Raw genomic sequence first — 23,243 nt, forward strand, 5'->3', positions numbered from 1 at the left:
CAGTGCCGTGTATGCTGGATGAACGAGTTAGTGAAATTTTTGCGAAAATTATCTCAACTGTTTTGTAATCAGTTGTTTTTCACCATATACTATACCTTTGTAATATATTAGTAGTTATCGTAGACGGTTTTGATGATGGTGAAGTAGTCCATCCCCTCCTCGCCCTGCTCGCGGTAGGTCTCGGAGGAAGAGGCGTTCATCCCACCGAAGGGAACGTGGAGTTCGAGGCCGGTGGTGGCCTCGTTGACCTTCACAACCCCGAAGTCGACCTCGTCGACGAAGCGGTTTGCCTGTGTGTGATCACTGGTGACGATCCCGGCCGCCAGTCCGAACTCGACGTCGTTCGCCAGCTTGATCGCCTCGTCGAGATCGCTCACGGTCATGATCCCGACGAAGGGGCCGAACACCTCCTCCTGCATCACGGTCGCGTCCGAATCGAGGCCAGAGAGGATCGTCGGTTCGACGAAGTAGCCGTTCTCGTACGCCTCGCCGTCGGGCCGGCTGCCACCGTACTCGACGGTCGCTCCTTCCTCTTTGGCAGTCTCGACGTCGTCGAGGGTGCCTTCGAGTTCGCCCTCGTTCGCCTGGGGACCCATGTCCGCCCCGTCGAGAGCGGGGCCGATCTCGATCGACTCGGCGTACTCGACGAGCGCGTCGACGAACTCCTCCTCGATGGATTCGTGGACGATCACCCGTTCGGTCGCCGTACACGCCTGGCCCGTCACTCCAAATGCACCGCCGCCGACGATCTGGGCTGCCTCCTCGACGTCGGCGCTCTCGGTCACGACGGTAGGATTTTTCGAGCCGAGTTCGGTCTGGACGCGCTTGTGGGCGTCGGTGGCCTGCTCGTAGATCATGTCCCCGACCGACCGGCTCCCCGTGAAGGAGACTGCGTCGACCTCGTCGTGTTCGACGATCGGGGTGCCGATTTCGCTGCCGCTGCCGGTCAGGACGTTGACGACACCATCGGGGGCGTCCACGGCCTCGGCAGCCTCGGCGAGACACTCCGTGACCTTCAAAAAGACCGTCGGGGCGTCCCGCGAGAGCTTGCAGACCACGGTGTTGCCCGTCGCGAGCGCCGGGGCCATCTTCCAGGAGGGGATCGCGATGGGGTAGTTCCACGGCACGATCAGGCCCGCGACGCCCATCGGCTCCCGGACGGTGTAGAGGTTCTGGCCGGTAGCACTCGGATTGCTGGCCTCGCCAGCGTAGTCCATCGCCTTCTCGGCGTAGTAGTAGAAGATGTTGATCGCGCGGCCGACCTCGCCGCCTGCCTCGCCGCGGGCCTTGCCCTCCTCGCGCGCGAGCATCTCGGTGAGCTCCTCGCGCCGATCGTCCATCCGCTTGGCGGTCTCGCGCAGGAGCTTCCCACGGGCGGGGCCGGGCGTGTCCGCCCACGCGTCCTCGGCAGCCGCGGCCGCCTCGATGGCTCCCCGTGCATCCGCGGCGCTCGAATCCTGACACTCCGCGACCGTCTCGTCGGTGTTCGCGGGGTTCACGACCACGAACGTCTCGCCGGTCTCCGACGCGCGCCACTCCCCGTCGACGTAGTTCTCGTAGGTGTCTGCCATCACCAGAATAACGGAGTAGGGGTATACTTTCTTTTCGACTTTATTCTATACTCATCGGTGAGAGTTCATCGGTGGAACAGAGTGGGGTTTCAAAGATAGTTTTGATCTCTCTTTGCCAAGCTTGCGATATTACGCTGGCATAGCTGGAACGCTCGAACATACTGTACAGGTCCACAACCAACCAGTGGAATGAGAAATATCGGTTGTATCGGCTGATATCTAGTTCTAATGATTGAATATTAGTCTCCGAACAAACACAGTGGTGATAGAACCGACATCAAGTGGTGGTTCCAAACACTCAAACAGCGGACCAACCGCTTCCATACGACCTGAAACGGCGGTCCGGTCAGCATTCGCCGCTGGCTGTGGCGGTTCATTTTCTACTATAACACACAGCGACTACATCAAATGCTCAACGACCTCGCCGGTACAGGAGACATAACTAGACATCCGTGAGAATTCTGCTCGCTATATCTTGCCTTTTATCGACCCTCACAATCCCTATTCTGTCTAGGCCGTAGCGGTGGGTTTTAGGGTGTGACAATGATTCTCGGATCATGTTGAACATAGAGTGAATTATTTTTGTTTGGAGGAGGTACTGGAAGTCGTGACAGTTTCACCACTCATAGCTGCTGGAGCCGTACTCATTCCTGTTATTTTCGCTCTCGGACTCGCCAGAACCACCCCACACCGTCGAGATTTATCACTCCTTCCAGTCAGTGCTTTGACTGGATTTGTTGCGTTGCTTTCCATTATTCTCGTTCCTCTCTTCGTCAATATCTATCTTGCACCCGTTGTTGATCAGGAGACGGGGGTGGAGCGCCTTCTTTTCTTTCTTGGTCAACTTATCGCCTCATGGGCACTTTTCTGCTGGTACGTGCTTCCAGTAGCAACCCTGACTACGGGATATCTCTTGGCGACCGCACAGCAGTCATGGAAAGAGATTCTTCTGATCGGTACTCCCGCGATAGCTGGATTCGTGTGGTGGATCGGTCTCTATTTCTGGCGGTTCTGGGGCACAATTCCATCAATACCCTACCCACTCAGCATCCTCCGCACACCTGTTGAGGGACCCGCTTTTACTCTCCTTGATCTAGCTACACTCCCGACACTCATCATCGCACTCGCCTATCTTGGCTGGGAGGCGAAGCTGAGGAACACACCGACTTCTTAGCCATTTCCTCACCTTTCGCACTGATTTTGCGAGCCAGTTTCACGTAGTGAGGCAATCGAGCTAATCAGCCTGTCGATAGCCACTTTTCTCGTTACAGGGTGCTCTCAGAGGACTACTCAACCCGGTCGAGAATGTACTCACCGCACTCAGAGCACACCTGCTGCTGAAGTCTGAAGCGTTCCCCACAGCTCTTGCATTCAGGGGAAGAAGAGTAAATATCTCCTATCGATCAGGACGGGGTATCACTCTCCACCAGTAGTTTCAGTTTCATAATCCATGCGTTCGCGGGCAGAGTCCCAACCCGAGACGCGAACGGGGGTGTAGGGTTCTTCAAGATGCTCGATATCACTCGTCGAAAGAGAGATATTAAGAGCCTCTACGGCATCTTCGAGGTGTTCGATACTGGTGGTCCCGAGGATCGGGGCATCAACGTATTCATTATGAAATAACCACGCTATGCTGATCTGTGCCATCGAAACACCCTTTTCCTCGGCAAGTTCCTTGACACGGCGATTGATTTCTGGATTATTTCCTTCTCGAACGGGGTGAGTATTATCTACGAGCCCCTCCCCACGGGTTGTTGTGGTCCACTCCTCATCAGGACGGGTGAGATAGCCATGTTCGAGGGGGCTCCAGGGGAGGACACCGATGTTTTTCTCGTGACAGTATGGAAGGAGTTCACGCTCTCGTTCACGATAGACAAGGTTATAGAAGGGTTGCATCGTCGTGAACGGTTCGAGGTTCAGACGCTCGCTCGCAAACAGTGACTCGGCGAACTGGTAGGTCCACATTGATGACGCCCCCATATATCGGATGTCGCCCCGACTCACAGCGTCGTCAAGAGCGCGAAGGGTCTGTTCAATCGGCGTATCGTCGTCCCACCGATGAAGTTGATAGAGATCAATAGTCTCAACACCAAGTCTGTCGCGGCTGTTTTGGATCTGTCGATCGATAGCCTTCCGTGAAAGGCCCTGAGCGTTGCGGTCATCCTGTCCAGAACCCCATCGCCCTTTTGTTGCGATGACGAATTGCTCGGAGTCATATTCCGCAAGTGCATTCCCGAGGATGGTCTCGCTTTCGCCGTCAGCGTATTTATTCGCAGTATCGAAGAAATTGATCCCGAGATCGATAGCGCGGTCGATGATTTCGCGGCTCGCCTGCTCGCCGAGTTTCCAATCGGCAGATCCACCGAATCCCATGCATCCAACACAGATACGACTTACTTCGAGGCCAGTATTCCCCAAGGTAGTGTATTCCATCGTAGAACAGGTATTACCGACCCATACAAAAACTATAGTCTTATGGACGATATCTTTACATTTTGGCTGCCAGGGCACTGCCTAGTCAAAGTATGAGCAGTTCCTGGGTCTGGTGTCCATGCAACTCCAAGAACTGCTCGAAGAGACGTTAAACACGGCATCTCTTGAGTGTTGGGCCGAGGAGAGCACTCCGACGCCCGTCAGGGCGTCGGGTGCGACTCCATTCGGCGGGGTTGTCGCTGCGGGAGACGGCGGCTGTGTTGGAGCTGTTCGGCGTTTCCCGCTCGCATCAGGCGGTCTTCCAGTGGGTCCACCGCCTCGCCGACCACCTTCCCGACCCGCCGCGGAGTGCTCCGCGGCGGGTCGCTGTCGACGAAACCGCGGTGCAGATCGGCTCCGAGTGGTGCTGGCTGTACGCCGCGATCGATCTGGACTCGAAGCTCTTGTTCGGCGTGCGGCTGTCGCCGCGGCGGGGGAGACCCCCGTCGCGGCGTTCCTCTCGGAGCTGAAGGAGCGCCACGACCTCTCTGCGGCGGAGCTGTTGGTCGACGGCTTCGGCTCCCTGACCGCTCTCGCACGAACCGACCTGAGCGGTCAGCTCGAGTACACCGAGCGAGACAAGATCGAGAAGTGGTTCCAGACACTGAAAATGCGCGTCGAGCGCTTCCACAATACCTGGAACGGCGGGCTCGCCAGCGCTGCGCGCTGGCTCTGCCGCCCATCCACGTGTTGTGGAAACGGTCAACCCGCATTGTGAGCGTCTGGAACCACTTCTCGATCAGATTTCGCATGATGTAGTCGAGGTGACCACCCAGATCATTCTGTGCAAGTGCGGTCAGGTAGCCCATACCATCGACCAGAAATTCCGCCTCCGAGAGGTCATGGCGCTCTTTCAGTTCGGCAAAGATCGCGCTGGCGAGCCGCGTGCCCCGCCAGCGAGAGACGCGCACGCCGAGCAGCAGCTTCGAATCCACGTCGATCGCGGCGTACACCCAGCACTGTTCACGGCCGACCTGAATCGCGGTCTCGTCGACCGCGACCCGCCGACGGCTTCGCCGTCCTGATGGTCCCGATCACGAGCGCCCGGAATCGGCTTCGTATCCGTAACAGTCTGCTCGGTGCTATTCGAGGACGGCGACTGCGTCGACGGTGACTGCGGCACCACCGAGTAGTTCGCAGGCTCCAACGGTCGTGCGCGCCGGATACGTGTCCTCGAAGTATCTCTCGTAGGTCTCGTTGACCGACTCGTAGGCGTCCATATCGGCAAGATAGAGCGTTAGCTGAAGCACATCATCCATCCTCTGCCCGCGCTGATTCAGCGTGGCTTCGAGGTTCTGTAAGACGAGTTCGAGCTGCTGGGCCGGCGATTCGTCGCTTTCGATCCGGTCTTCGTCCTCGGGAAGTTGCCCCTCGATGAAACGGAGGTCCGAGTCGCCAGTCTTCATTCCGTAGCCGCCGATGAACTCCGTCCCAGCGCGCTGCCTTCGGCTGGCTTCGCTCGCTCGATCCGGAATCGATTTGCTGACTTGCTCTGATTGCACGCTCCAGTTTAGTATTTGCTCAAACAAAAAGCCTTTCGTCCGCACCCAGACAAATGATATAGAGGCAGAGATAGCACACAGAGAGGAGACCACTCGCGTTGGCATCGAAACAATTAATTGAGCCGATAATCAATTAATCTCTCATGGCACAAGCGACTGAACGACTTCAGCGATACCTCGAAGACGAGCTCGGGGAGTGTCGAGACGAGGACGTCGAGCGGCGACTCGACGAACTCGGCACGCTCGAAGCGGCACTCGGCCCGGAGCAGGTCGACGCCGAACTCGACGTGCTCGCCGCGCTCGCCAACGAGACGCGCTACACCCTCGTTCGCGTGCTCGTAGCAGCCGAGGAGGAACTCTGTGTTTGTGAGCTTCAGGCCGTCGTCGACGTGAGCGAGAGCGGGCTCAGTCACGCGCTCTCGGCACTCGTCGACGCGGGGCTCGTGACCGGACGCAAGGACGGACGCTGGAAGAAGTACCAAGCTACCAACCGTGCCATCGCCCTTGTGACAGTCCTTGAAGGGAGCGTGAGCGATGAGTAGCGTCGATGCTCACGAGCACGGCCCGGACTGCTCGTGTCCGCAGTGTGGCGACCCGCGCTCGATGGACTTTCTCGACAAGTATCTCACCGTCTGGATTTTCGGCGCGATGGCCGTTGGCGTGGGGCTGGGCTATGTTGCCCCATCGGTAACCGAACCGATTCAGAACCTCCACCTCGTGGAGATCGGCCTCATAGTGATGATGTACCCGCCGCTGGCGAAGGCGGACTACTCGCAGCTCCGAACGGTGTTCAGCAACTGGCGCGTACTCGGTCTGAGCCTCATCCAGAACTGGCTCATCGGCCCGACGCTGATGTTCGGACTGGCGGTCGTGTTCTTCAGCGGACTCGTCCCCGGTCTGCCAGCCCGTCCCGAGTTCTTCCTCGGACTCGTCTTCATCGGGATGGCCCGCTGTATCGCGATGGTGCTCGTCTGGAACGAACTCGCTGAGGGCTCACCTGAATACGTCACCGGGTTAGTGGCGTTCAACAGCCTCTTCCAGATCGTCACCTACGGCGTCTACGTCTGGTTCTTCGGGTTGTTCCTGCCGCCGCTGCTGGGGATGGATTCGCTCGTCGCTGGGATCACGACCTTCGACATCACGCCGATGCAGGTGTTTCAAGCGATCGTGGTCTTTCTCGGCATTCCCTTCGTCGGCGGCTTTCTCACTCGCTACGTCGGCACGCACACCAGGGGCGAAGAGTGGTATGACGAGGAGTTCGTCCCGAAAATCGACCCACTGACGCTGGTCGCGTTACTGTTCACCGTGATTGTGATGTTCGCCACGCAGGGTGAGAACATCATCGCTGCACCCGCAGATGTCCTGTTGATCGCCGTGCCGCTGACGATTTACTTCGTGGTGATGTTCCTCGTGAGCTTCGGCATGGGGAAGGGGATCGGCGCGGACTACTCGACGACGACCGCAATCGGATTCACAGCGGCCTCGAACAACTTCGAGCTCGCCATCGCGGTCGCGGTCGCCGTGTTCGGTGTTGGCTCCGGCGTCGCCTTCACGACCGTCGTCGGCCCGCTCATCGAGGTGCCCGTCTTGCTCGCGCTGGTCAACGTTGCACTCTACTTCCAGCGCCAACTCGACTGGAGTGGGACTGGGACTGACAGTCTCGACGCGTCCGCTTCGGAGCCGACAACTGACGACTAACCACCACACGAACCAAAACCAATGTCCACCACTACTGATACAGCGAACCCGATCCGACTCGCGTTCATGTGCGTCCAAAATGCTGGCCGCTCGCAGATGGCGACCGCATTCGCCGAGTACGAACGCGAGCATCGAGGTCTCGACGACGCTATCGAGATTCTCACTGGAGGTACCCGCCCAGCGGACCACGTTCACGAGGAGGTCATCGAAGTCATGCGCGAGGAAGGATTCGATCTCTCGGAGCGGACGCCCCGCAAAATCACGAGCGAAGAACTTCGTTCCTGTGAATACGTGGCGACGATGGGCTGTTCGACGCTCGACGTTGACGAGGAGGATTCAACGGTTGACATCCGCGACTGGAACCTTCTCGATCCTCATGGAGAGGACATCGACACGGTACGTTCGATTCGAGACGACATTCACCAGCGTGTGGTGGATCTGTTCGATGAACTCAGCGACGACTCACAACTGAACGCCACCGCGAACTGAGATGGCTGACGATTTCCCGTGGGAGGACTTTCAAAACCGTGGCTTGGACCCTGCTGCTGTCCGATGCGGCAGTGGCTTTCATTGTCGGATAGTTTCGTGGCATGGACCGATTTTTGTCCTCAACAGCGGGACCGAACTCGTCCCAACGCTCATGCAGGGAGCAGCTTTCGCGATCGCTCCCGGGTTTTTGTCTATCTCACCTGAAGTCAGGCAGGTAAATCTCTCACGCATGACTAGGCTCGAAATCTACGCCGATAGCCAACTTTCGCAGAGAACTGTGAATACTGAACCTAGCTAGCCGACATCAGATATGATTCAGACCTGTGCCATCCCACCGTCAACGTCGAGCTTCGCGCCGGTGACATAGGAAGCGTCTTCGCTGGCGAGGAACACCGCTGCCGCCGCAACCTCTTCTGGCCGGCCGAATCGATCGAGTGGTTGCTGCTCAGTGATTTTGCCCAGTTCCTCGGTGGCCTGCTCGGTCGGGATACCCATTCGTTCCACGAGCGATGTCTCGACCGGACCAGGACTAATAGCGTTCACGCGGACTCCTCGTGGCGCGAGCTCGGCCGCTAACGTGCGCGTTAGCGAGCGCAGCGCCGCCTTCGCTGCTGCGTAGACCGACATACCCGGGAGACCTTTTTCGGTCGCGCCCGTGGTAGTAAACATCACAGAGCCGCCGTCGCTCAGTAGCGGGAGGGCCTTTTGGACCGTGAAGAACGCACCCTTGAAATCGATGTCCGTGACCGTGTCGAAAAAGTCCTCGTCGACCTCGTCGAACGGACGGATCTTGCCGACCCCGGCGTTCGCCACGAGGACGTCAACGCGACCGAAACGCTCCTCGACGGCCGCATAGAGCGTGTCGAGATCCTCGGGGTTGGTGACGTCACCTTGGACGGCGAGCGACTCGTCCTCGCCGCCAAGCGCGTCGAGGGTCTCGTCGAGCGTTTCCTGATTCCGGCCGAAGATCGCGACCGACGCGCCTTGGGCGTGAAACCTCTCGGCGATCGCGCGGCCGATACCGCTGTTGCCGCCAGTGACGACCGCGACCTTGTTCTCTAGTTTCCGCTCGTTGTACTCCATTGCTTCCGTGTTGGTTGCTGCCATGGTTATTTCTCCTGTGTCGTTCGGTTGGTTCAGGCTGCGACGACCTGATAGTCGATTTCGTCGAGCAAGTGCTCCATGAGGGAGCTGAACTGGCTATGCATGGTGATTTGCCCGTTACGTTTTATCGTAACAACTCTAGTTACGATTTGGATTGTACATAAACGCACCGCATTCAGACTGTTTCGACGGACAACCGGTACAGCACCGATAGGGCGGCGACGGAGATTTAGCCACTCGGTACTGACACGGATCTATGAACAACACTCGGTTTCAAGCCGGTGTACACACGCTTGTCGTGCTGGCCGTGTGGGACAGGCCGACTACCTCCGAAACGATTTCGTACAGCGTCGACACGAATCCCGTGGTCGTTCGCCGGCTGTTGGGGGATTTTCAGGAGGCTGGTATCGTCCGGTCCCAACGTGGCCGCAGCGGCGGGTTCGAACTCGCACGCTCTCCGGAGGAGATCACTCTGCTCGACGTCTATCGCACGGTTGATACCGGCCCGTTGTTCCAGTCCTACGACGACTATCCGAACGAGGAGTGTCCGGTCGGTTGTCGGATGCCCGAGGTGCTCAACGATATGCTCGCGTCCGCGGAGCGAGCCTTCGAGGAACGTCTCGCCGACGTGACGATTGCCTCGCTCACCGAGGGAATTGTCGCTGATGCCGAAGCCGAACACGAACGTCCTATCATCGAAGTGGCGACTGAATTTCGGGCACAGCAGCAACAGACATAAGCACCAACTCGAAACCCCACCATCTGAGGTCGGCTAGCTGGATTCGTCATGCACGGCTAGATTCGAAATTTATAGAGGGAATCTAACTCCACAAGCAGTTATTCATGAAAATTGGATTTCGACATCAGGTAGTCTAAACTTCGCAGATTGCTGTGCATGACGAATCCAGCCAGCCCGCCTCTGCTACTGCTGAAAGCAGTACTATAAGGACAGCACCAAAGGTGAGATCAAGTGATAATGATCAACAGCGAAGACGGTGCGACCCGCATCGAAGCTACTACAATCGACTCTGTCGGGACGTCGGAACCAGCGCTGTCTAGTTAAGAGTGAGCAGGTCGAAGAGCTGGTGATTCATGCCACTCAGCGACCTACTCGGTGAAACGTGTGAGGCGGCAGATAGTGATTGTTGGGATCGAGAGCGGACGGCGACGCCCGTCAGGGCGTTCGCCGTCCAGCTCCATTCTGCGGGGCTGTCACTGCGCGAGACCGTGGCGATTCTCGATCTCCTCAACGTTGATCGCTCGCACGGAGCGGTCTGGGACTGGACGCACCGCCTCGCAGACAACCAGAATGACCCGCCACGGAGTGCTCCGCGGCGAGTCGCCGTCGACGAGACGGCGGTCCAGATCGGCATGGAGTGGCGGTGGTGCTACGCTGCAATCGATCTTGACTCGATGGTAGTGCTCGATATCGAGGTGTCCAGCCGCCGCGGGACCAATCCCGCGGCGGCGTTTCTCTCACGCCTCGCAGAGCGTCACGACCTCTCAGAGGCGGAATTGCTGGTCGATAGTTTCGGCTATCGGACCGCTTTGTCCCGACTGGGACTGAGCGGTCAGGTGGAGTACAGCGGCCGGAATCACATCAAGCGTGGTTCCAGACGCTCAAACAGCGAACGGACCGCTTCTATACGACCTGGAACGGCGGTCCGGCCAGCATTCGCCGCTGGCTGCGGCGGTTCGTTCACTACTATAACACGCAACGACCGCATCAAGCGCTCAACGGCCGCACGCCGGCTGAGGAGGCTTAACTAGACAGCGCCTTTCGACCGGCCGAACACCGATGTTATGGCATTTCGGAATCGCCGGTGATGATCCAGTTGACGATCCGATCAACAGTCCAGAAGCCGCGTTTGTTCCATGTACCACTTTCGTCCGATGGCGGTTTCTCTGGATCCGCGGGACAGAAGAGTTACTGGCGAGGGAGGCGAATCCGCTGCTACCTTTCGGGGCAGCGGATTCGCTAATTATGCTCTCGTTTCCTACCAATGCCTCTGTATCTATCTCGGTACGTCCTACCGCATAACCCTTGACCTACTGCATTATCCGACCATTCCAGCACTGGCTGCGACGGCTCAAATACTCCTACAAATACGGTCGACCTAATCACGCACTTGTTGGACGAGCGCTCGTTGAAGATAGCTTCGAATACAGTACTTCTATCCAGTGTTTTTCATGCCGGCAGCGATCCCCTTGACCGTCAGGCGCAGCGCACGCTTTTCCGTCTCGGTCCGGTGCTCGCGATCCAGCAGGTGGGTCTGGAGCACGTTCAGCGGGTCGACGTAGGGATTCCGACGACGGAGACTCTCCTGAAGCCACCCACGGTTCACGAGGTCGTCGCGGTCGCCGATGGTCGTCGCGAAGTCGGCAGCCCGCTCGTATTCGGCCTCGAACACTGGGAAGAAGCGTGCTTCCAGGTCGTCGTCGGCGACCCTGGCGTACTCGGTGGCGATCTCCATGTCGGTGCGCGCGAGCGCGAGCGCCGCGTTGTCGATCGTCGTTCGGAAAAACGCCCACTCGTCGTACATCGCCTGAAGCGTCTCGGTCGAGCCACCATCGTCGAGGTAGGCCTCGATCCCCGCTCCGAGGCCGTACCAGCCAGGCAGAATACATCGCGACTGCGTCCACGAGAACACCCACGGAATCGCCCGAAGGTCTTCGACCGTGCGCTCACCCGACCGCGACGCCGGCCGCGAGCCCATGTTGAGCTCCTCGATCACCGTGATCGGCGTAGCCTGCTCGAAGTACGACACGAATCCGTCCGTGTCGAGCAGGTCCTGGTAGGCCGTCCGCGCCGCGTCGGCGATCGTCGCGGCCGCATCGAGCCACTCCTCGGGTACGTCATCCGCAGGCTGATCGAGCGACCGTGCCCGTGCGCGGATCTGGGCGTTCAGCATCTGTTCGAGGTTGCGTTCGGCGATGCGGGGGTTGGCGTACTTCTCCGCGATCGCCTCGCCCTGTTCGGTGAACTTGACCTGGCCGTTCACTGTCTTGTTCGGCAGCGCCAGCAGTGCCTCGTTCATCGGGCCACCACCTCTGGAGATCGAACCCCCACGACCGTGGAACAGCCGGAGGTCGATGTCGTGATCGTCCACGATGTCGGCGAGTCGGCGCTGGTTGCGGTAGAGATCCCAGTTCGCGGCGAAGAACCCGTTCTCCTTGTTCGAATCGGAGTAGCCGAGCATCACTTCTTGAACGTCGCCGCGCGCGGCGAGCGCCTGGCTGTACGCCTCGTTCTCGAAGAGGGTCCCCATGATCTCGCGCGCGCCGTCGAGGGCGGCCTCGGTCTCCAGCAGCGGCACGACGTCGAGTCCACAGTACTCGGGGAGGGAGACCGCGCCTGCCTGATCCGCGAGAAACAGGACTTCGAGCACGTGACTCGGCTTCTCGGCCATCGAGATGCAGTAGGTGTCGATCGCATCCGCGCCGTACTCGCGCTGCCAATCGTTCAGCCGATCGAACCGTTCGAGCACGCGTGCCGCGGGGTCGAACAGTCCCTCCCTGTCGGTGACGTCGATCAGTGGCGCGTCCTGGAGAATGGCCTCGGTGAGGAGTTCGACGCGCTCGTCCTCGTCGAGGCTCTCGTAGGCGATGTCCTCGCGACCGAGCGCTGCGGCGATCGCCTCGGTGTGTTTCTCCTGGTGATCCCGAAGGTCGAGGCCCGCGAGACAGAATCCAAACGTTTGGGCCTGGCGTTCGAGCGGGTCGACGTGGACCGCGGCGATCCGCTCGCCGCCGTTCGCCCGAAGGCTCGTCGCCAGCGCGTCGAGATCGGCGGTGAACTCCGCTACCTCGTCGTACCCGTTCGGCCGAACGTCGCCGATGCGTTCGAGGCGCTCGCCCATCAGCCGGAGGTGCTGGCGGTAGGGTTCGTCTGGGTAGCGCTCGCGGGCCTGATCGGCGAGGGTGGGGAAGCGCTTGCGGTTCGCAGCGAGGCGTTCGTCGAAGGTTGCGCCCGTGTCGAGTCGGTCGGCGTCGTGGGCGAGTACGCTCGAGAGGTCGGCGAGTGCCTCCTGGTATTTCTCCAACACACTGCGGCGCTGTCGCGCGAGGGTCTCGCTCGTCACGTCGGGCGTGACGTAGGGGTTGCCGTCTCTGTCGCTACCGGCCCACGATCGGAACTCGAAGAGTTTGGGTACTCCAATATCGTCGAACTCGGCCCCGAGCGTGTCCTCGATCTCCCGATAGACCTCGCCGGTCGTATCGAAGAGGGTGTTTTCGAGATACCAGTGGACGTTCCGAGCCTCGTCGAGCGGTTCGGGCTGGCGCTCGCGGATCTGGCGGGTGCCCCAGAGGCTCGTGACCTGAGCTTCGAGGGCGTCCTCGAGCTGTTCGCGCTCGGTGTCGGTCAGCCGGCGCTCGTCGAGTGCGACGAGGTGGTCGGCGATGGTGCGAAGCTTCGCCTTGACGGTTTTGCGGTGGGCCTCGGTGGGATGAGCAGTGAAGGTCGGCTCGATCAGCACGTCCTCGAGAATCTGCTCGACGACCTCCGGATCGCGGTCGGCGAGGCTCTCGACGGCGGCACCCAGACTGTCGGCGAGCGAGCCCTCCTGTGAGGCGGTTCGAATGGCGCGGACGCGTTCGCGCTCCTCGGCGAGGTTCACCATCTCGAAGTACGTCGTGAACGCGCGCGCGACCGTGACGGCGGTCTCGGGGTCGAGGCCGCGAAGCGTGCGATCGAGGCCGTTGCGCGAGTCGATCTCGTCGTTGCGGTAGTCGATAGCAGTCGTCCGGAGTTCCTCGACCGTCTCGAACGCGTCGGTCGAGGTCTGTGTTTCGAGCATCTCGCCAACCAGCGCGCCGAGTTCCCGAACGTCCCGCTCCACCGTGTGATTGTGTAATAACATTGACTATAGAACAATACTCTTGTAGCGAATGAACCCTTCGATACTCATGCCGATGCCCTCGCGGCCGATGCCCGAGTCCTCGTTCCCACCGAACGGGATGTCGCCGAGACCGTGGCTCGGTGCACCGTTGATCCGGACTGCGCCAGCGTCGATCCGCTCGGCAACCCGGAGCGCGCGGTCGTACTCAGTAGTAAAGACGCAGCCGTCGAGTGCGAGGTCGGTGCCGTTGGCGATCTCGATGGCGTGATCCTCGTCGGCGAACGTCGTCACCGGGATCACGGGGCCGAACTGCTCCTCGGTAACGAGGCGTGCGCTCTCGGGAACACGACCGAGCAGCGTGGGCTCGACGAACTGGCCGTCACGCCCGCCGCCGCGAACGATCTCGGCACCCCGATCGGTGGCGTCGGTGACGAGTTCTTCGACCCAGTCGGCCTGCTCGTCGCTGATGAGTGGTCCGAGCGCGGTGTCCTCCTCGAACAGATCGCCGGTGGGGTAGGCGTCCATCTCGCTCTCGATCCGCTCGACGAGGTTGTCGTGGATCGATTCGTGGACCAGCACGCGGCTGACCGCCGAACACCGCTGGCCGGCGTACTTGAGTCCGCCTTTCGCACACGCCGCGGCGGCTTCGTCGAGGTCGGCATCCGGAAAGACGACGGCGGGCGCGTTGCCTCCGAGCTCCATGTGGAGGTTCACGATCCCGCTCTGGCGCGCCACGTGTTCGCCCGCGCCCGACGAGCCAGTCATCGCGATCGCATCGATCTGGTCCGAACCGGCGAGCACGTCGCCGATCGTGCTCGCGTGCCCTGGCACAAAGTTGAACCCGCCCGCCGGAACGTCGGTCGCAGCGATGACGTCGGTCAGGATGGCGGCGCTCACGGGGGTCTTGCTCGCGGGCTTGAGCACGACACTGTTGCCGGCGGCGAGCGCGGGCGCGACCTGGAGCGCGGTCGTCGAAAGCGGGTAGTTGTACGGCGTGATGCAGAGCACGGTTCCCCGGGGCTCGGGCTTGGTGATCGCCTCCCAGCCCTCGTGCCCAGCGGTCGTCCCCGGCCGATACTCGCCGTCCAGATTCCGTGCCTCCTCGACGGCGCGCTCGAACCGCTCGGCCGCCGATTCGACCTCGCCGCGCGCGCTCGCGATGGGTTTGCCCGCCTCGCAAACGATCACGTCTGCGAGTTCGTCCTTCCGCTCGCGCAGTCCCGTGGCGATGGCTTCGAGCCACGCCACCCGCTCGGGGATCGTCGATGCAGCCATCGCCGTCTGTGCGTTCTCGGCCGCATCGAGCGCGGCCTCGGCCTGAAGCGGACCCGCGGCGGCGATCCGACCGAACACGCCGCCCTCGGCGAGGTCGTCGACCTCAATGGATTCACTGCCATCCTCCCACTGTCCGTCAATAAATGGCTGTTGGTCCTGCCTAGTCGATACGATAGCCATGAGCATGCATCGGTGGCTTCGGATAAAGGAGTTACTACAGGACGAATTAACATTGACAAGTAGTAGGCGAACAGGACTACGGAACGGTTCTGTTAACGTAGCTCTGGATCTGCGACTGGCGGACTCAACAAATTATGTGAAAGACAGACGCTAACTCTCTCCGTTCACGGTGGGGATACGCGCCGTAAGCTCTCCTGTAGTAGTATGCAACCTCGAACAGTCCCTCCTCAATATTCCGGGCGGGAAGCAACTGAGAGAGAGGAGTAAGACATTAGCGACCACGAACGGCTCCGTCTCGACGTTTAGGGCGGCCCCGAAGTGGAAATGGCAAAGCCGGGCAACTCGAACTGTACTACGACGAGATGAACGACCAATTCAGAGCGATTCAACCAGTCACCGTCAACGATTCTCGACTGGATTCACCACTGGCGGACGAAACCGCCGCTCTGGACGTAGGCGCGAACAACATCGTCGCGTGCAGTACGACCACTGGAACGCAACTGCTGTACGAGGGGCGCGACCTGTTCGACCGCTTCCGCGTGACCAGTCGAAACTCCGCGAAGGTCAGTATTCGAGCAACCGGATTCGGCGACTGCATTGGAAGCAAACACGGCGGCGCGACCACGCACACGACGCTCTCGCCCGCGACCTGATGGAGCGCGTTCACGCTGGGGGTGTGGCGACGGTGTACGTCGGCGACCTCAAGGGCGTTTTCGACAAACACTGGTCGGTCGAAGTGAACGCGAAAACGCACAACTTCTGGGCGTTCCGAGCGTTCATCGACCGACTCGCGTACACCGCCGCCGAGTTCGGTATCACGGTCGAAGTGAAACCGGAAGCGAATACCACGCGAGAGTGCCCCGAGTGCGGCAAACGTGAGGACACCGTTCGGTCGAGCGATTCGTTCTGGTGTCCGTGCTGCTACAAGGGACACGCGGACCTCGATGCGTCAGCGAAGTTCCTCGCACGACAGACGAACGGCGAAGTTGGGCCGATGGCACGGTCCGCGCGCCTCAAGTGGGACGACCACCGATGGTCAGAGTTGTCACGCTCTCGTCCCAACGAGGTTCAGGTACACTATTAAAAGATTTTCGTAGGTTCGGCGGCGTAGGCCGTCCGAACCCCACCGGAGGAATCATCACCCTTCACGACGGGAAGGATGTCAACGGTGGTGTCTACGGCCTCAAGTGTGAGTCGCTGGTCGATCGTCGCCTTGGTTGTCGAGGCTCTCCACATGCTCACAGTATCACTCCCGGCACTGATCGTTCGTGTAGAATTCGTCGTGGGTATCCGCAGAGTCCGACGACTTCACGTACTTCAACATTCCGCCGTAGGACCCTCCAATTGTTCGCCAACGGAAAGAGCAGCCGGATCTCGCGGTTCCTAGCCTGCTGAATGATGTAATATGGGTGTTCGTAGGCCTCTCCTCGTTATGGGTGAATTTAGATGGAGGATGACTGTGGGGCCGAGAGTACGGCGGCCGAGTCGGTTACTTCGTCAATTCAACCTGTATCGACTTCGCCGTACTGATCACCTGACCAGTGATATCCTCTTGGAGGTAGCGACCGGACAGTCGATCCAGGGGTCCACAGACCCCGATCGCAGCGGCTGGCGCGCGCTTATCGAGACCAAATGAGGCCCCGACACCGACGACTTCCTCAGACTGTTCTTCTCTGGAAAACGCAATCTCGTTCTCTCTGATCGATCGCAGCTCTGTTTCAAGCAACTCTCTGTTTGAAATGGTGTGATCGGTCATCGATGACAAGCCATGCTGCGAGATGATCTCATCGATTCGGTCGGTGTCTAGCGTGGCAAGAATCGCCTTCCCTGGCGCAGTAACGTGCAAAGGAAGCGCGTCGCCACAGAAGTAGTCCGGCGACCAGATGTTAGTACCCGTCGCCAGATACGTGCAAATACCAAGACCATCTTCTTCAACGAAGAGTGTTGCGACCTCATTAGTCGTCTCAGCGAGGTTATCGACGTGTGATCGTGCGACACGGTAGACGTCATGGTTCAAGCGTGTCGGTTCACTGAGCGATAGCAGGCGAAGTGACGGGTGGTATTCCCGGTCTTCTTTCTGGATGTAGCCAAGTTCCATGAGCGTCCCCAGGTGGTTATAGACCACTCCTTTCGAGAGTCCGACTGCGTCGGACAGTTCTGTAACGCCCATTGGATGATCCACCTCGACGAGCCTCTCCAAAATTTTGAACGAATTCACCGTTGCTTTGACAGTCTTTGGACTTTGACTCGACATTGATTAGCTCTCAACAGGTTCTCAAGATGCTTATAAATTGTTCTTCAGAGAAAAACAGCTGTCTCGAAAGAGCTGGCTGAGAGCTGGCCAAAACGTACATAATAGTCCATTAACTGTGTTATTTCTTATATTATAATGCCGGCCATAGAGTTGTTTTCCATAGAAAAACAAAACTAAAACGTCGATTTCAAGGGTCTAATAGCGTGCAAAGGAGTATTGGACCTTGATAGGAAACCCTTAACAAGGACTTCCGAATCGGGTCGAACGGCTGGTTCGATGAAAGCAGCAACACTCACGGACGCCAACTCGGTCGAGATCGGCGAGCAGCAACAGCCGGAGCCGGATACCGACGAACTGCTTGTCGAAGTCGACGCCTGTGGCGTCTGTACAACGGACGTGCATATGTACAGTGGGTCACTCACAGTGGACTATCCGATGATCCCTGGCCACGAGAGTGCTGGGGAAGTAGTGACAGTTGGAGATTATGTAGACGGCTACGAGGTAGGCGACCGCGTCGCGATCAATCCCTCGATACCGTGCAACAAGTGCCGAGCGTGCAAATCTGGACGAGAGAACCTCTGCCAGGATCTTACCTCGCTCGGTGGCGCAGCCAAGCACATCAGCGAGGGCGCGTTTGCGGAGTACGTAACGGTTCCCACCGGTAACGTCGAACATATCGGCGACATGGAGTACCGGACGGCAGCACTCGCCGAACCGCTTGGGTGCTGCATCGAGGGCGTTGACCAGATCGATCTGACGAGCGGCGAGACAGTTGTCGTCGTCGGGGCGGGAGCGATCGGTCTGTTGCTCGTTCAGCTACTCAAGACAAGTGGTGCCGGAACCGTCCTCGTCTCCGAACCCGTCGACGAACGCCGCGAAGCGGCTCTTGAAGTCGGTGCAGACCATGTTTTTGATCCAACTGAGCAAGATCCGTCGACCGTCGTTCCGAACCTCGTCGGCGAGGTCGACATTGCTATCGAGGCGGTCGGCTTGCCGGAGACGATCAACCAAGCACATTCTCTCACGGGACCGGGCGGTCGGACGCTCGTTTTCGGCGTTCCACCGGAAGGAGCGACAGTTGAGATCTCTCCGTTTGACCTGCTCTTCGAGGAGCGGGAAATTGTCGGGACCTATTCACTCACACCGGACACGTTCGCCCGAGCGGTGACGCTGCTCCAGAACGACTGCATCGACGTCGACACGCTCGTCACCGATGAGTTCGCGCTGGAGGGCCTCGAAGAGGCCTTCGAGCAGATGGAGGACCGCGACGGTCTCAAGAAGATTATCTACCCCAACCTGTAGACAGCGATTCCACATCCACAGATCACACAACAATGGCAGACAAATCACACAACCGACGGACATTCCTGAAAGCGACCAGTACTGGCCTCCTCGCCGGTCTCGCGGGCTGTACCCGCGGCGGCAGCGACACGGGGGGTTCTGACGGTACCGATTCCGAATCAACTAACTCGTCAGACGGCGGACTCGCGATTCCGCACAGCGACTACGAGGACGCCGACATCGACTGGACGCAGTTCGAGGGCTCACAGATCAACATCGGGGCCGTCCAGCATCCGTGGGTCGATGCTATCAAACCCGCAGTCCCCGTCTTCGAGGAACTCACCGGGATCGATGTCGTCTGGAACATCCTGCCGGAGAACCAGTTCCGGACGAAGCGACAAACCGACGTCAGCACCGGTGCCGGACAGTTCGACGTGTTCTTCATGGATCAGGTCGTTAACCAGTATCGCAACGAAGGATGGCTCCAGCCCCTCGACCCGTACTTCGAGGACAGCAGTCTGTACGACAAGAACTGGTACCAGCCGGGCGATATTTTCGAGTCCTCGCGGTGGCAAGCCCACGGCGGTGGGTTTACCGAGAAATGGACCGGTCTCCCGATCACCGTCGAGGTTCAGACGCAGTTCTACCGAACGGACCTCTACGAGAAACACGGGCTGGAAGTCGCGGAGACCCTCGAACAGTTCCGCCAGAACGCGAAGACGATCCACGAGAACGAGTCCAACATCGTCGGTACCGTCGGCCGCGGCCAGAAGGGGTACGGGATGAACATCTACGTCCTGAACACGTTCCTGCGTGAGCACGGAGCCGAACTCTGGACCGAGTTCCCGGACGATTCCGGCCTCGATACGGAGGCGACGAGTAACGCTGCAGAGTGGTACGTCAATCTACTGCAGAACTACGGTCCGGAAGGTGCGTCTACTCAGGCGTGGTCCGATGTTCTCTCGACGATGCAGGAAGGCCGCGCCGGGCACATCGTCGCCGACGCCAACCTGTTCTGGCCCGGGCTGACCGGCTCGGACTCGTCGGTCGCCGACAGTGTCGGCATCGCGAAGGTGCCGAAGCCGGCCGACGGCCAGTTCGCACCGAACGCGTACAACTGGCAGATATCCACGTCGAAGAACGCGAAGAACTCCGAACAGGGGTTCCTGTTCATGCTCTGGGCGACCTCGAAGCCGACCAACACCTGGATGCATCTGAACAACGACGCCGCGTTCTCGGTCCGTCAGTCCGTCTGGGAGAACGACGAGTTCCGTTCGCGAGTCGGCGACGAGTTCGCACAGGTCACGCTCGAATCCCTGCAGGAAGCGGCACCGGATCCCTTCGACCGCAAGTACCCCGAGTGGGGCCAGCGCTACTCCGAAGAACTACAGCGGGCTATCGCCGGACAGAAATCGGCGAAAGCAGCGATGACTCGGGCAGCACAGGTCGCCGAGGGCACCTACAGCGGCTGAGGTAATCATTCAGAGCTTCCCACCTATGAGCATTCCAACTGAAACGAAAACCGACACGGCTCGCGAGCGGGGATTGGCCAGACTCCACAATCTGTGGAACGAGTACCTACCGTACTGGTTTATTGCACCGATGGTGCTGGTGATGATACTGATCACCTTCTTCCCCGGTGCCTACAACCTCTATCTTAGCCTGATCGGGGAGGCGACGACGAACGTCTTCGCGGCCGAGTTCGTCGGGCTAAGCAACTTCGAGACGGCGTTTGCCCGAGGCGGTGCTATCCACTCGTTCGTCATCACGATTGCCGTCGTCGTCAGCGCGTTGCTCCTGGAGAGCGTCCTCGGGTTCGTCTTGGCAGCGTTCGTCGCCGGCGTCGAGTCCAGTCGAGCGAAGTCGTTCTATCGGATTCTTTTCATTATTCCGATGGCAGTCGCGCCCGTGTCGATGGCGACGATTGGCCGGATTATGTTGAACTCCGAGATCGGTATCATTCCGTACCTGATCGAGATGGTGACGCCGTTTTCGTCCCCAGGGTTTCTCTCGAATATTCCGCTCTTCACCGTGATTTTGCTCGACACGTGGAACTGGACGCCGTTTATGTTCATTATCTTCTACGCCGGGCTGTCGTCGGTGCCCGACACGCTTGTAGAGGCGTCGCGGGTCGATGGCGCGCCGTTGTGGCGACGCTACGTCCACGTCATCATTCCGTATATGAAGCCGGTCGTGTTCGTCGCGGCTCTCATCCGGATGATCGACCTCTTCCGGACGTTCGGTGTGGTCTACGGGCTCACGCAGGGTGGGCCGGGCACGGCCACCCAGTTGGTGAGTATCAACATCTACGAGCAGATGTTCATCAACAACCAAATTACCGTCGCAGCTGCCATCGCGCTCGTCTATCTCGTTATGGTCGTCGCGTTGTGTAACATCATCATCGCGAAAGTCGGCTTCGAGGGGGTGTGGGACTGATGGCGACGACGGATATCGAGCCCGGCTCCTCGCAGCGCCTCGCCAAGAACACGCGCGAGACGTTCGTCACGGTCGTTCGACACGCCGTCCTGCTGACGTGGTCGGGTATCGTCCTGTTCCCGCTGTATTGGCTCGCGTCGATGTCGCTGAAACCGCCGGGGCAAGCGAACTCGCTTCCGCCGGACTGGATTTTTCTGCCGACGGTGTACAACTACATCCAGCTCGCCCAGAGCTCGGAGTTCCTGGCGGCGTTCGCCAATAGCCTGATTATGGTGTCGGTGTCGGTCGTACTGGTGTTGTTGATCGGCGTGCCGGCGGCGTACGTCCTCTCACGATACGACATCCCGATGGAACGGGACGTGCTCGTGTGGATCCTCTCCTCACGGATGCTCCCCCCCATCGCCGTCGTGCTCCCCTTCTTCATCGTTTTCCGGGAGCTCAACCTGTTCGACACCCGGATAGGGATGGTGCTGATGTACGTCAGCATCAACCTCTCGTTAGTGGTCTGGGTGATGAAGGCGTTCTTCGACGGTATCCCCGAGACGCTGGAAGAGGCCGCACGAGTGGACGGCGCGACTCGGTTCCAAGGGTTCCGGAAGGTCGTCCTCCCGGCAGCGAAACCCGGAATCTTCTCGGTCGCGATTATCAGCTTCATCTTCGCGTGGATCGAGCTGCTGTTCGGCCTCGTGCTGACGAGCTTCGAGGCAGTGCCGGTGACGCTGTTCGTCTACTCGTTCATCGGATCGCGCTCGATCGAGTGGGGAATGCTCGCGGCCGCTTCGATGTCGATGATCATCCCGGTCGCCATCTTCCTCGTTGCGGTCAACAAGTACCTTGCCGCTGGACTCAGCTTCGGCGTGGTGATCAAAGAATGAAAACGACAGCTCACAACCGACGCGCATCACTCGCAAACCGCACCCGTGCAGCGGGGACGGACAGCTGCACAACGGAGGAACGATAATGGCGAATATCACGATAGACGGCGTTACGAAACGATTCGGAGAAGGGAATAACTCGATCGTCGCAGTCGACGACGTGTCCCTCGAGATTGATGACGGTGAGTTCGTCGTCTTCGTGGGTCCGTCAGGAAGCGGGAAGTCGACGCTCATGCGGATCGTCGCGGGACTCGAAACCCAGACGGAAGGCGACATCGAGATCGGCGACACGGTCGTCAATCAGCTCGGGCCACGTGCACGGGACATTGCGATGGTGTTCCAGAACTATGCGCTGTACCCGAACATGACCGTCGAGGAGAACATGTCGTTTGGATTGAAGATGTCGACGGAGATGTCCGACGAAGAGATCGAGACAAAAGTGACTTCCACGGCCGAGATGATGGGCATCGCCAACCTGCTGGATAACACGCCCGGGGAACTCTCGGGTGGGCAGCAGCAACGCGTTGCGCTCGGTCGTGCGATTGTCCGTGACCCCAACGTCTTCTTGATGGACGAACCGCTATCGAACCTGGACGCGAAACTCCGAACTGAGATGCGGACCGAGATCAACCGACTCCAGAACGACCTCGGGGTCACCACACTCTACGTCACGCACGACCAGACGGAAGCGATGACGATGGGCGATCGATTGGTCGTCCTCAACGAGGGCGATCTCCAGCAGGTCGGCACACCGCTCGAGTGTTTCTACCGGCCAGTCAATCGGTTCGTTGCTGGATTCATCGGATCGCCCTCGATGAATTTCTTCAGCGGAACCGCACGAGCTGGTATGTTACAGTGTGACGGATTCGGATACGACCTTTCGGAACGGATGCAAGAGAGCGCCGGCAGTCACGGCGAGCTGGATCTCGGTATCCGTCCCGAGGACATCGAACTGCACGACGAGTCTGTCGATCGGAACAGCTTCGAGGTCGCCGTCGACGTGGTCGAACCGATGGGGAGCATCTCGTACGCATACTGTCGGGCCGAAGGACAGGACCACGACGACACGTTCGTCGTCGAAGTCGACGGACAGCAGCTGATCACCGAAGGCCAGACGCTATACGCCCACATTCCGTCGACGGATGCACACCTCTTCGATCGTGCGACCGGCGAGACGCTCCATCAGCGCAAACTCGACAGTGAGATCGAGGCCGCACCTACCGAGCAATCACAGAACGCCGGTGCGAGCTCGAGCCAATTATAGC

Annotated in this window: 17 protein-coding genes and 4 pseudogenes; 13 read left to right on the plus strand and 8 right to left on the minus strand. The window is 59.4% G+C overall.

The features are described 5' to 3' along the window. Positions 1-107: 107 nt before the first annotated feature. The gene (locus tag PHA81_RS15030; protein WP_273837380.1) at positions 108-1,571 is read right to left on the minus strand and encodes an aldehyde dehydrogenase family protein; all 1,464 of its coding nucleotides are present in this window, start codon (positions 1,569-1,571) and stop codon (positions 108-110) included. A gap of 586 nt (positions 1,572-2,157) precedes the next feature. Between PHA81_RS15030 and PHA81_RS15035 the strand changes: the two genes are divergently transcribed. Then, positions 2,158-2,745 carry a hypothetical protein gene (locus PHA81_RS15035; RefSeq protein ID WP_273837382.1) on the plus strand — a complete coding sequence of 196 codons (588 nt, stop codon included), beginning with the start codon at positions 2,158-2,160 and terminating at the stop codon, positions 2,743-2,745. A gap of 242 nt (positions 2,746-2,987) precedes the next feature. Here the strand turns inward: PHA81_RS15035 and PHA81_RS15040 are convergent, their stop codons facing one another. Next, complete coding sequence (locus PHA81_RS15040) at positions 2,988-4,004, minus strand: aldo/keto reductase (protein WP_273837384.1); 1,017 nt, start codon at positions 4,002-4,004, stop codon at positions 2,988-2,990. A gap of 118 nt (positions 4,005-4,122) precedes the next feature. On the opposite strand from PHA81_RS15040, the pseudogene PHA81_RS15045 reads away from it, so the two are divergent. Then, positions 4,123-4,701 (plus strand): annotated as a pseudogene (locus PHA81_RS15045) (IS6 family transposase); the annotation flags it as partial. Positions 4,702-4,720: 19 nt separating this feature from the next. Here PHA81_RS15045 and PHA81_RS15050 read toward each other — a convergent pair. Together PHA81_RS15050 and PHA81_RS15055 are read right to left on the minus strand one after the other, a co-directional pair. Continuing rightward, positions 4,721-5,050, minus strand: a pseudogene (locus PHA81_RS15050) (DDE-type integrase/transposase/recombinase); the annotation flags it as partial. Between the two features lie 75 nt (positions 5,051-5,125). Continuing rightward, the gene (locus PHA81_RS15055) at positions 5,126-5,545 is read right to left on the minus strand and encodes a RidA family protein (protein WP_273837386.1); all 420 of its coding nucleotides are present in this window, start codon (positions 5,543-5,545) and stop codon (positions 5,126-5,128) included. A 143-nt stretch (positions 5,546-5,688) separates the two neighbouring features. Between PHA81_RS15055 and PHA81_RS15060 the strand changes: the two genes are divergently transcribed. Genes PHA81_RS15060 through PHA81_RS15070 form a run of 3 tightly spaced genes read left to right on the plus strand, consistent with a single transcriptional unit; the run spans position 5,689 to position 7,732 of the window. Continuing rightward, positions 5,689-6,087 carry a metalloregulator ArsR/SmtB family transcription factor gene (locus tag PHA81_RS15060; protein WP_273837388.1) on the plus strand — a complete coding sequence of 133 codons (399 nt, stop codon included), beginning with the start codon at positions 5,689-5,691 and terminating at the stop codon, positions 6,085-6,087. Next, positions 6,080-7,243: an ACR3 family arsenite efflux transporter gene (gene arsB / locus PHA81_RS15065; protein ID WP_273837389.1), complete on the plus strand. Its 1,164-nt coding sequence runs from the start codon at positions 6,080-6,082 to the stop codon at positions 7,241-7,243. Before PHA81_RS15060 ends, arsB begins: the two co-directional genes overlap by 8 nt. Positions 7,244-7,264: 21 nt before the next feature. Then, the gene (locus PHA81_RS15070; RefSeq protein ID WP_273837392.1) at positions 7,265-7,732 is read left to right on the plus strand and encodes a low molecular weight phosphatase family protein; all 468 of its coding nucleotides are present in this window, start codon (positions 7,265-7,267) and stop codon (positions 7,730-7,732) included. Positions 7,733-8,047: 315 nt separating this feature from the next. Here PHA81_RS15070 and PHA81_RS15075 read toward each other — a convergent pair whose 3' ends face one another. Then, a complete protein-coding gene (locus tag PHA81_RS15075) occupies positions 8,048-8,839 on the minus strand; it encodes a glucose 1-dehydrogenase (RefSeq protein WP_273837394.1) in 792 nt (263 codons plus the stop codon). Between the two features lie 253 nt (positions 8,840-9,092). On the opposite strand from PHA81_RS15075, the gene PHA81_RS15080 reads away from it, so the two are divergent. After that, complete coding sequence (locus PHA81_RS15080; protein WP_273837396.1) at positions 9,093-9,575, plus strand: Rrf2 family transcriptional regulator; 483 nt, start codon at positions 9,093-9,095, stop codon at positions 9,573-9,575. A gap of 353 nt (positions 9,576-9,928) precedes the next feature. Then, positions 9,929-10,602, plus strand: a pseudogene (locus PHA81_RS15085) (IS6 family transposase). Between the two features lie 408 nt (positions 10,603-11,010). Here PHA81_RS15085 and ppc read toward each other — a convergent pair. Both ppc and PHA81_RS15095 read right to left on the minus strand, forming a co-directional pair. Further along, positions 11,011-13,698: a phosphoenolpyruvate carboxylase gene (ppc, locus tag PHA81_RS15090; RefSeq protein WP_273837398.1), complete on the minus strand. Its 2,688-nt coding sequence runs from the start codon at positions 13,696-13,698 to the stop codon at positions 11,011-11,013. A gap of 3 nt (positions 13,699-13,701) precedes the next feature. Then, on the minus strand, positions 13,702-15,132 hold the full coding sequence (locus tag PHA81_RS15095) for an aldehyde dehydrogenase family protein (protein ID WP_273837401.1): 1,431 nt from the start codon (positions 15,130-15,132) through the stop codon (positions 13,702-13,704). Positions 15,133-15,414: 282 nt separating this feature from the next. On the opposite strand from PHA81_RS15095, the pseudogene PHA81_RS15100 reads away from it, so the two are divergent. Continuing rightward, positions 15,415-16,216: pseudogene (locus PHA81_RS15100) on the plus strand (transposase); the annotation flags it as partial. Between the two features lie 405 nt (positions 16,217-16,621). Here the strand turns inward: PHA81_RS15100 and PHA81_RS15105 are convergent. Then, positions 16,622-17,386 (minus strand): IclR family transcriptional regulator, encoded by a 765-nt coding sequence (locus tag PHA81_RS15105; protein WP_273837403.1) that lies wholly within the window; start codon positions 17,384-17,386, stop codon positions 16,622-16,624. A 276-nt stretch (positions 17,387-17,662) separates the two neighbouring features. Between PHA81_RS15105 and PHA81_RS15110 the strand changes: the two genes are divergently transcribed. The 5 genes from PHA81_RS15110 to ugpC all read left to right on the plus strand — a co-directional run bounded on the left by PHA81_RS15110 (position 17,663) and on the right by ugpC (position 23,242). Beyond that, positions 17,663-18,688, plus strand: a complete 1,026-nt coding sequence (locus PHA81_RS15110; protein ID WP_273837405.1) for an alcohol dehydrogenase catalytic domain-containing protein — start codon at positions 17,663-17,665, stop codon at positions 18,686-18,688. A 32-nt stretch (positions 18,689-18,720) separates the two neighbouring features. Then, complete coding sequence (locus PHA81_RS15115) at positions 18,721-20,139, plus strand: extracellular solute-binding protein (RefSeq protein ID WP_273837408.1); 1,419 nt, start codon at positions 18,721-18,723, stop codon at positions 20,137-20,139. 31 nt (positions 20,140-20,170) lie between these two features. Next, positions 20,171-21,103: a sugar ABC transporter permease gene (locus PHA81_RS15120; RefSeq protein WP_337958939.1), complete on the plus strand. Its 933-nt coding sequence runs from the start codon at positions 20,171-20,173 to the stop codon at positions 21,101-21,103. Further along, positions 21,103-21,978 carry a carbohydrate ABC transporter permease gene (locus tag PHA81_RS15125; RefSeq protein ID WP_273837410.1) on the plus strand — a complete coding sequence of 292 codons (876 nt, stop codon included), beginning with the start codon at positions 21,103-21,105 and terminating at the stop codon, positions 21,976-21,978. The genes PHA81_RS15120 and PHA81_RS15125 overlap by 1 nt, the downstream gene beginning before the upstream one ends. A gap of 85 nt (positions 21,979-22,063) precedes the next feature. Continuing rightward, entirely contained in the window at positions 22,064-23,242 is a 1,179-nt protein-coding gene (gene ugpC, locus PHA81_RS15130) for a sn-glycerol-3-phosphate ABC transporter ATP-binding protein UgpC (RefSeq protein WP_273837411.1), read from the plus strand. Position 23,243 lies beyond the last annotated feature (1 nt).

Origin of the sequence: Halococcus sp. PRR34 (assembly GCF_028617175.1) — an archaeon.
In the GTDB taxonomy this organism is placed as follows: Archaea; Halobacteriota; Halobacteria; order Halobacteriales; family Halococcaceae; genus Halococcus; species Halococcus salifodinae.

Coding starts and splice junctions, on each gene's coding strand:
- PHA81_RS15080 (WP_273837396.1), top strand. CDS start 9,093: ATGAACAACACTCGGTTTCAAGCCGGTGTACACACGCTTGTCGTGCTG.
- PHA81_RS15075 (WP_273837394.1), bottom strand. CDS start 8,839: ATGGCAGCAACCAACACGGAAGCAATGGAGTACAACGAGCGGAAACTA.
- PHA81_RS15105 (WP_273837403.1), bottom strand. CDS start 17,386: ATGTCGAGTCAAAGTCCAAAGACTGTCAAAGCAACGGTGAATTCGTTC.
- PHA81_RS15125 (WP_273837410.1), top strand. CDS start 21,103: ATGGCGACGACGGATATCGAGCCCGGCTCCTCGCAGCGCCTCGCCAAG.
- ugpC (WP_273837411.1), top strand. CDS start 22,064: ATGGCGAATATCACGATAGACGGCGTTACGAAACGATTCGGAGAAGGG.
- PHA81_RS15095 (WP_273837401.1), bottom strand. CDS start 15,132: ATGGCTATCGTATCGACTAGGCAGGACCAACAGCCATTTATTGACGGA.
- arsB (WP_273837389.1), top strand. CDS start 6,080: ATGAGTAGCGTCGATGCTCACGAGCACGGCCCGGACTGCTCGTGTCCG.
- PHA81_RS15070 (WP_273837392.1), top strand. CDS start 7,265: ATGTCCACCACTACTGATACAGCGAACCCGATCCGACTCGCGTTCATG.
- PHA81_RS15030 (WP_273837380.1), bottom strand. CDS start 1,571: ATGGCAGACACCTACGAGAACTACGTCGACGGGGAGTGGCGCGCGTCG.
- PHA81_RS15040 (WP_273837384.1), bottom strand. CDS start 4,004: ATGGAATACACTACCTTGGGGAATACTGGCCTCGAAGTAAGTCGTATC.
- PHA81_RS15110 (WP_273837405.1), top strand. CDS start 17,663: ATGAAAGCAGCAACACTCACGGACGCCAACTCGGTCGAGATCGGCGAG.
- PHA81_RS15060 (WP_273837388.1), top strand. CDS start 5,689: ATGGCACAAGCGACTGAACGACTTCAGCGATACCTCGAAGACGAGCTC.
- PHA81_RS15115 (WP_273837408.1), top strand. CDS start 18,721: ATGGCAGACAAATCACACAACCGACGGACATTCCTGAAAGCGACCAGT.
- ppc (WP_273837398.1), bottom strand. CDS start 13,698: ATGTTATTACACAATCACACGGTGGAGCGGGACGTTCGGGAACTCGGC.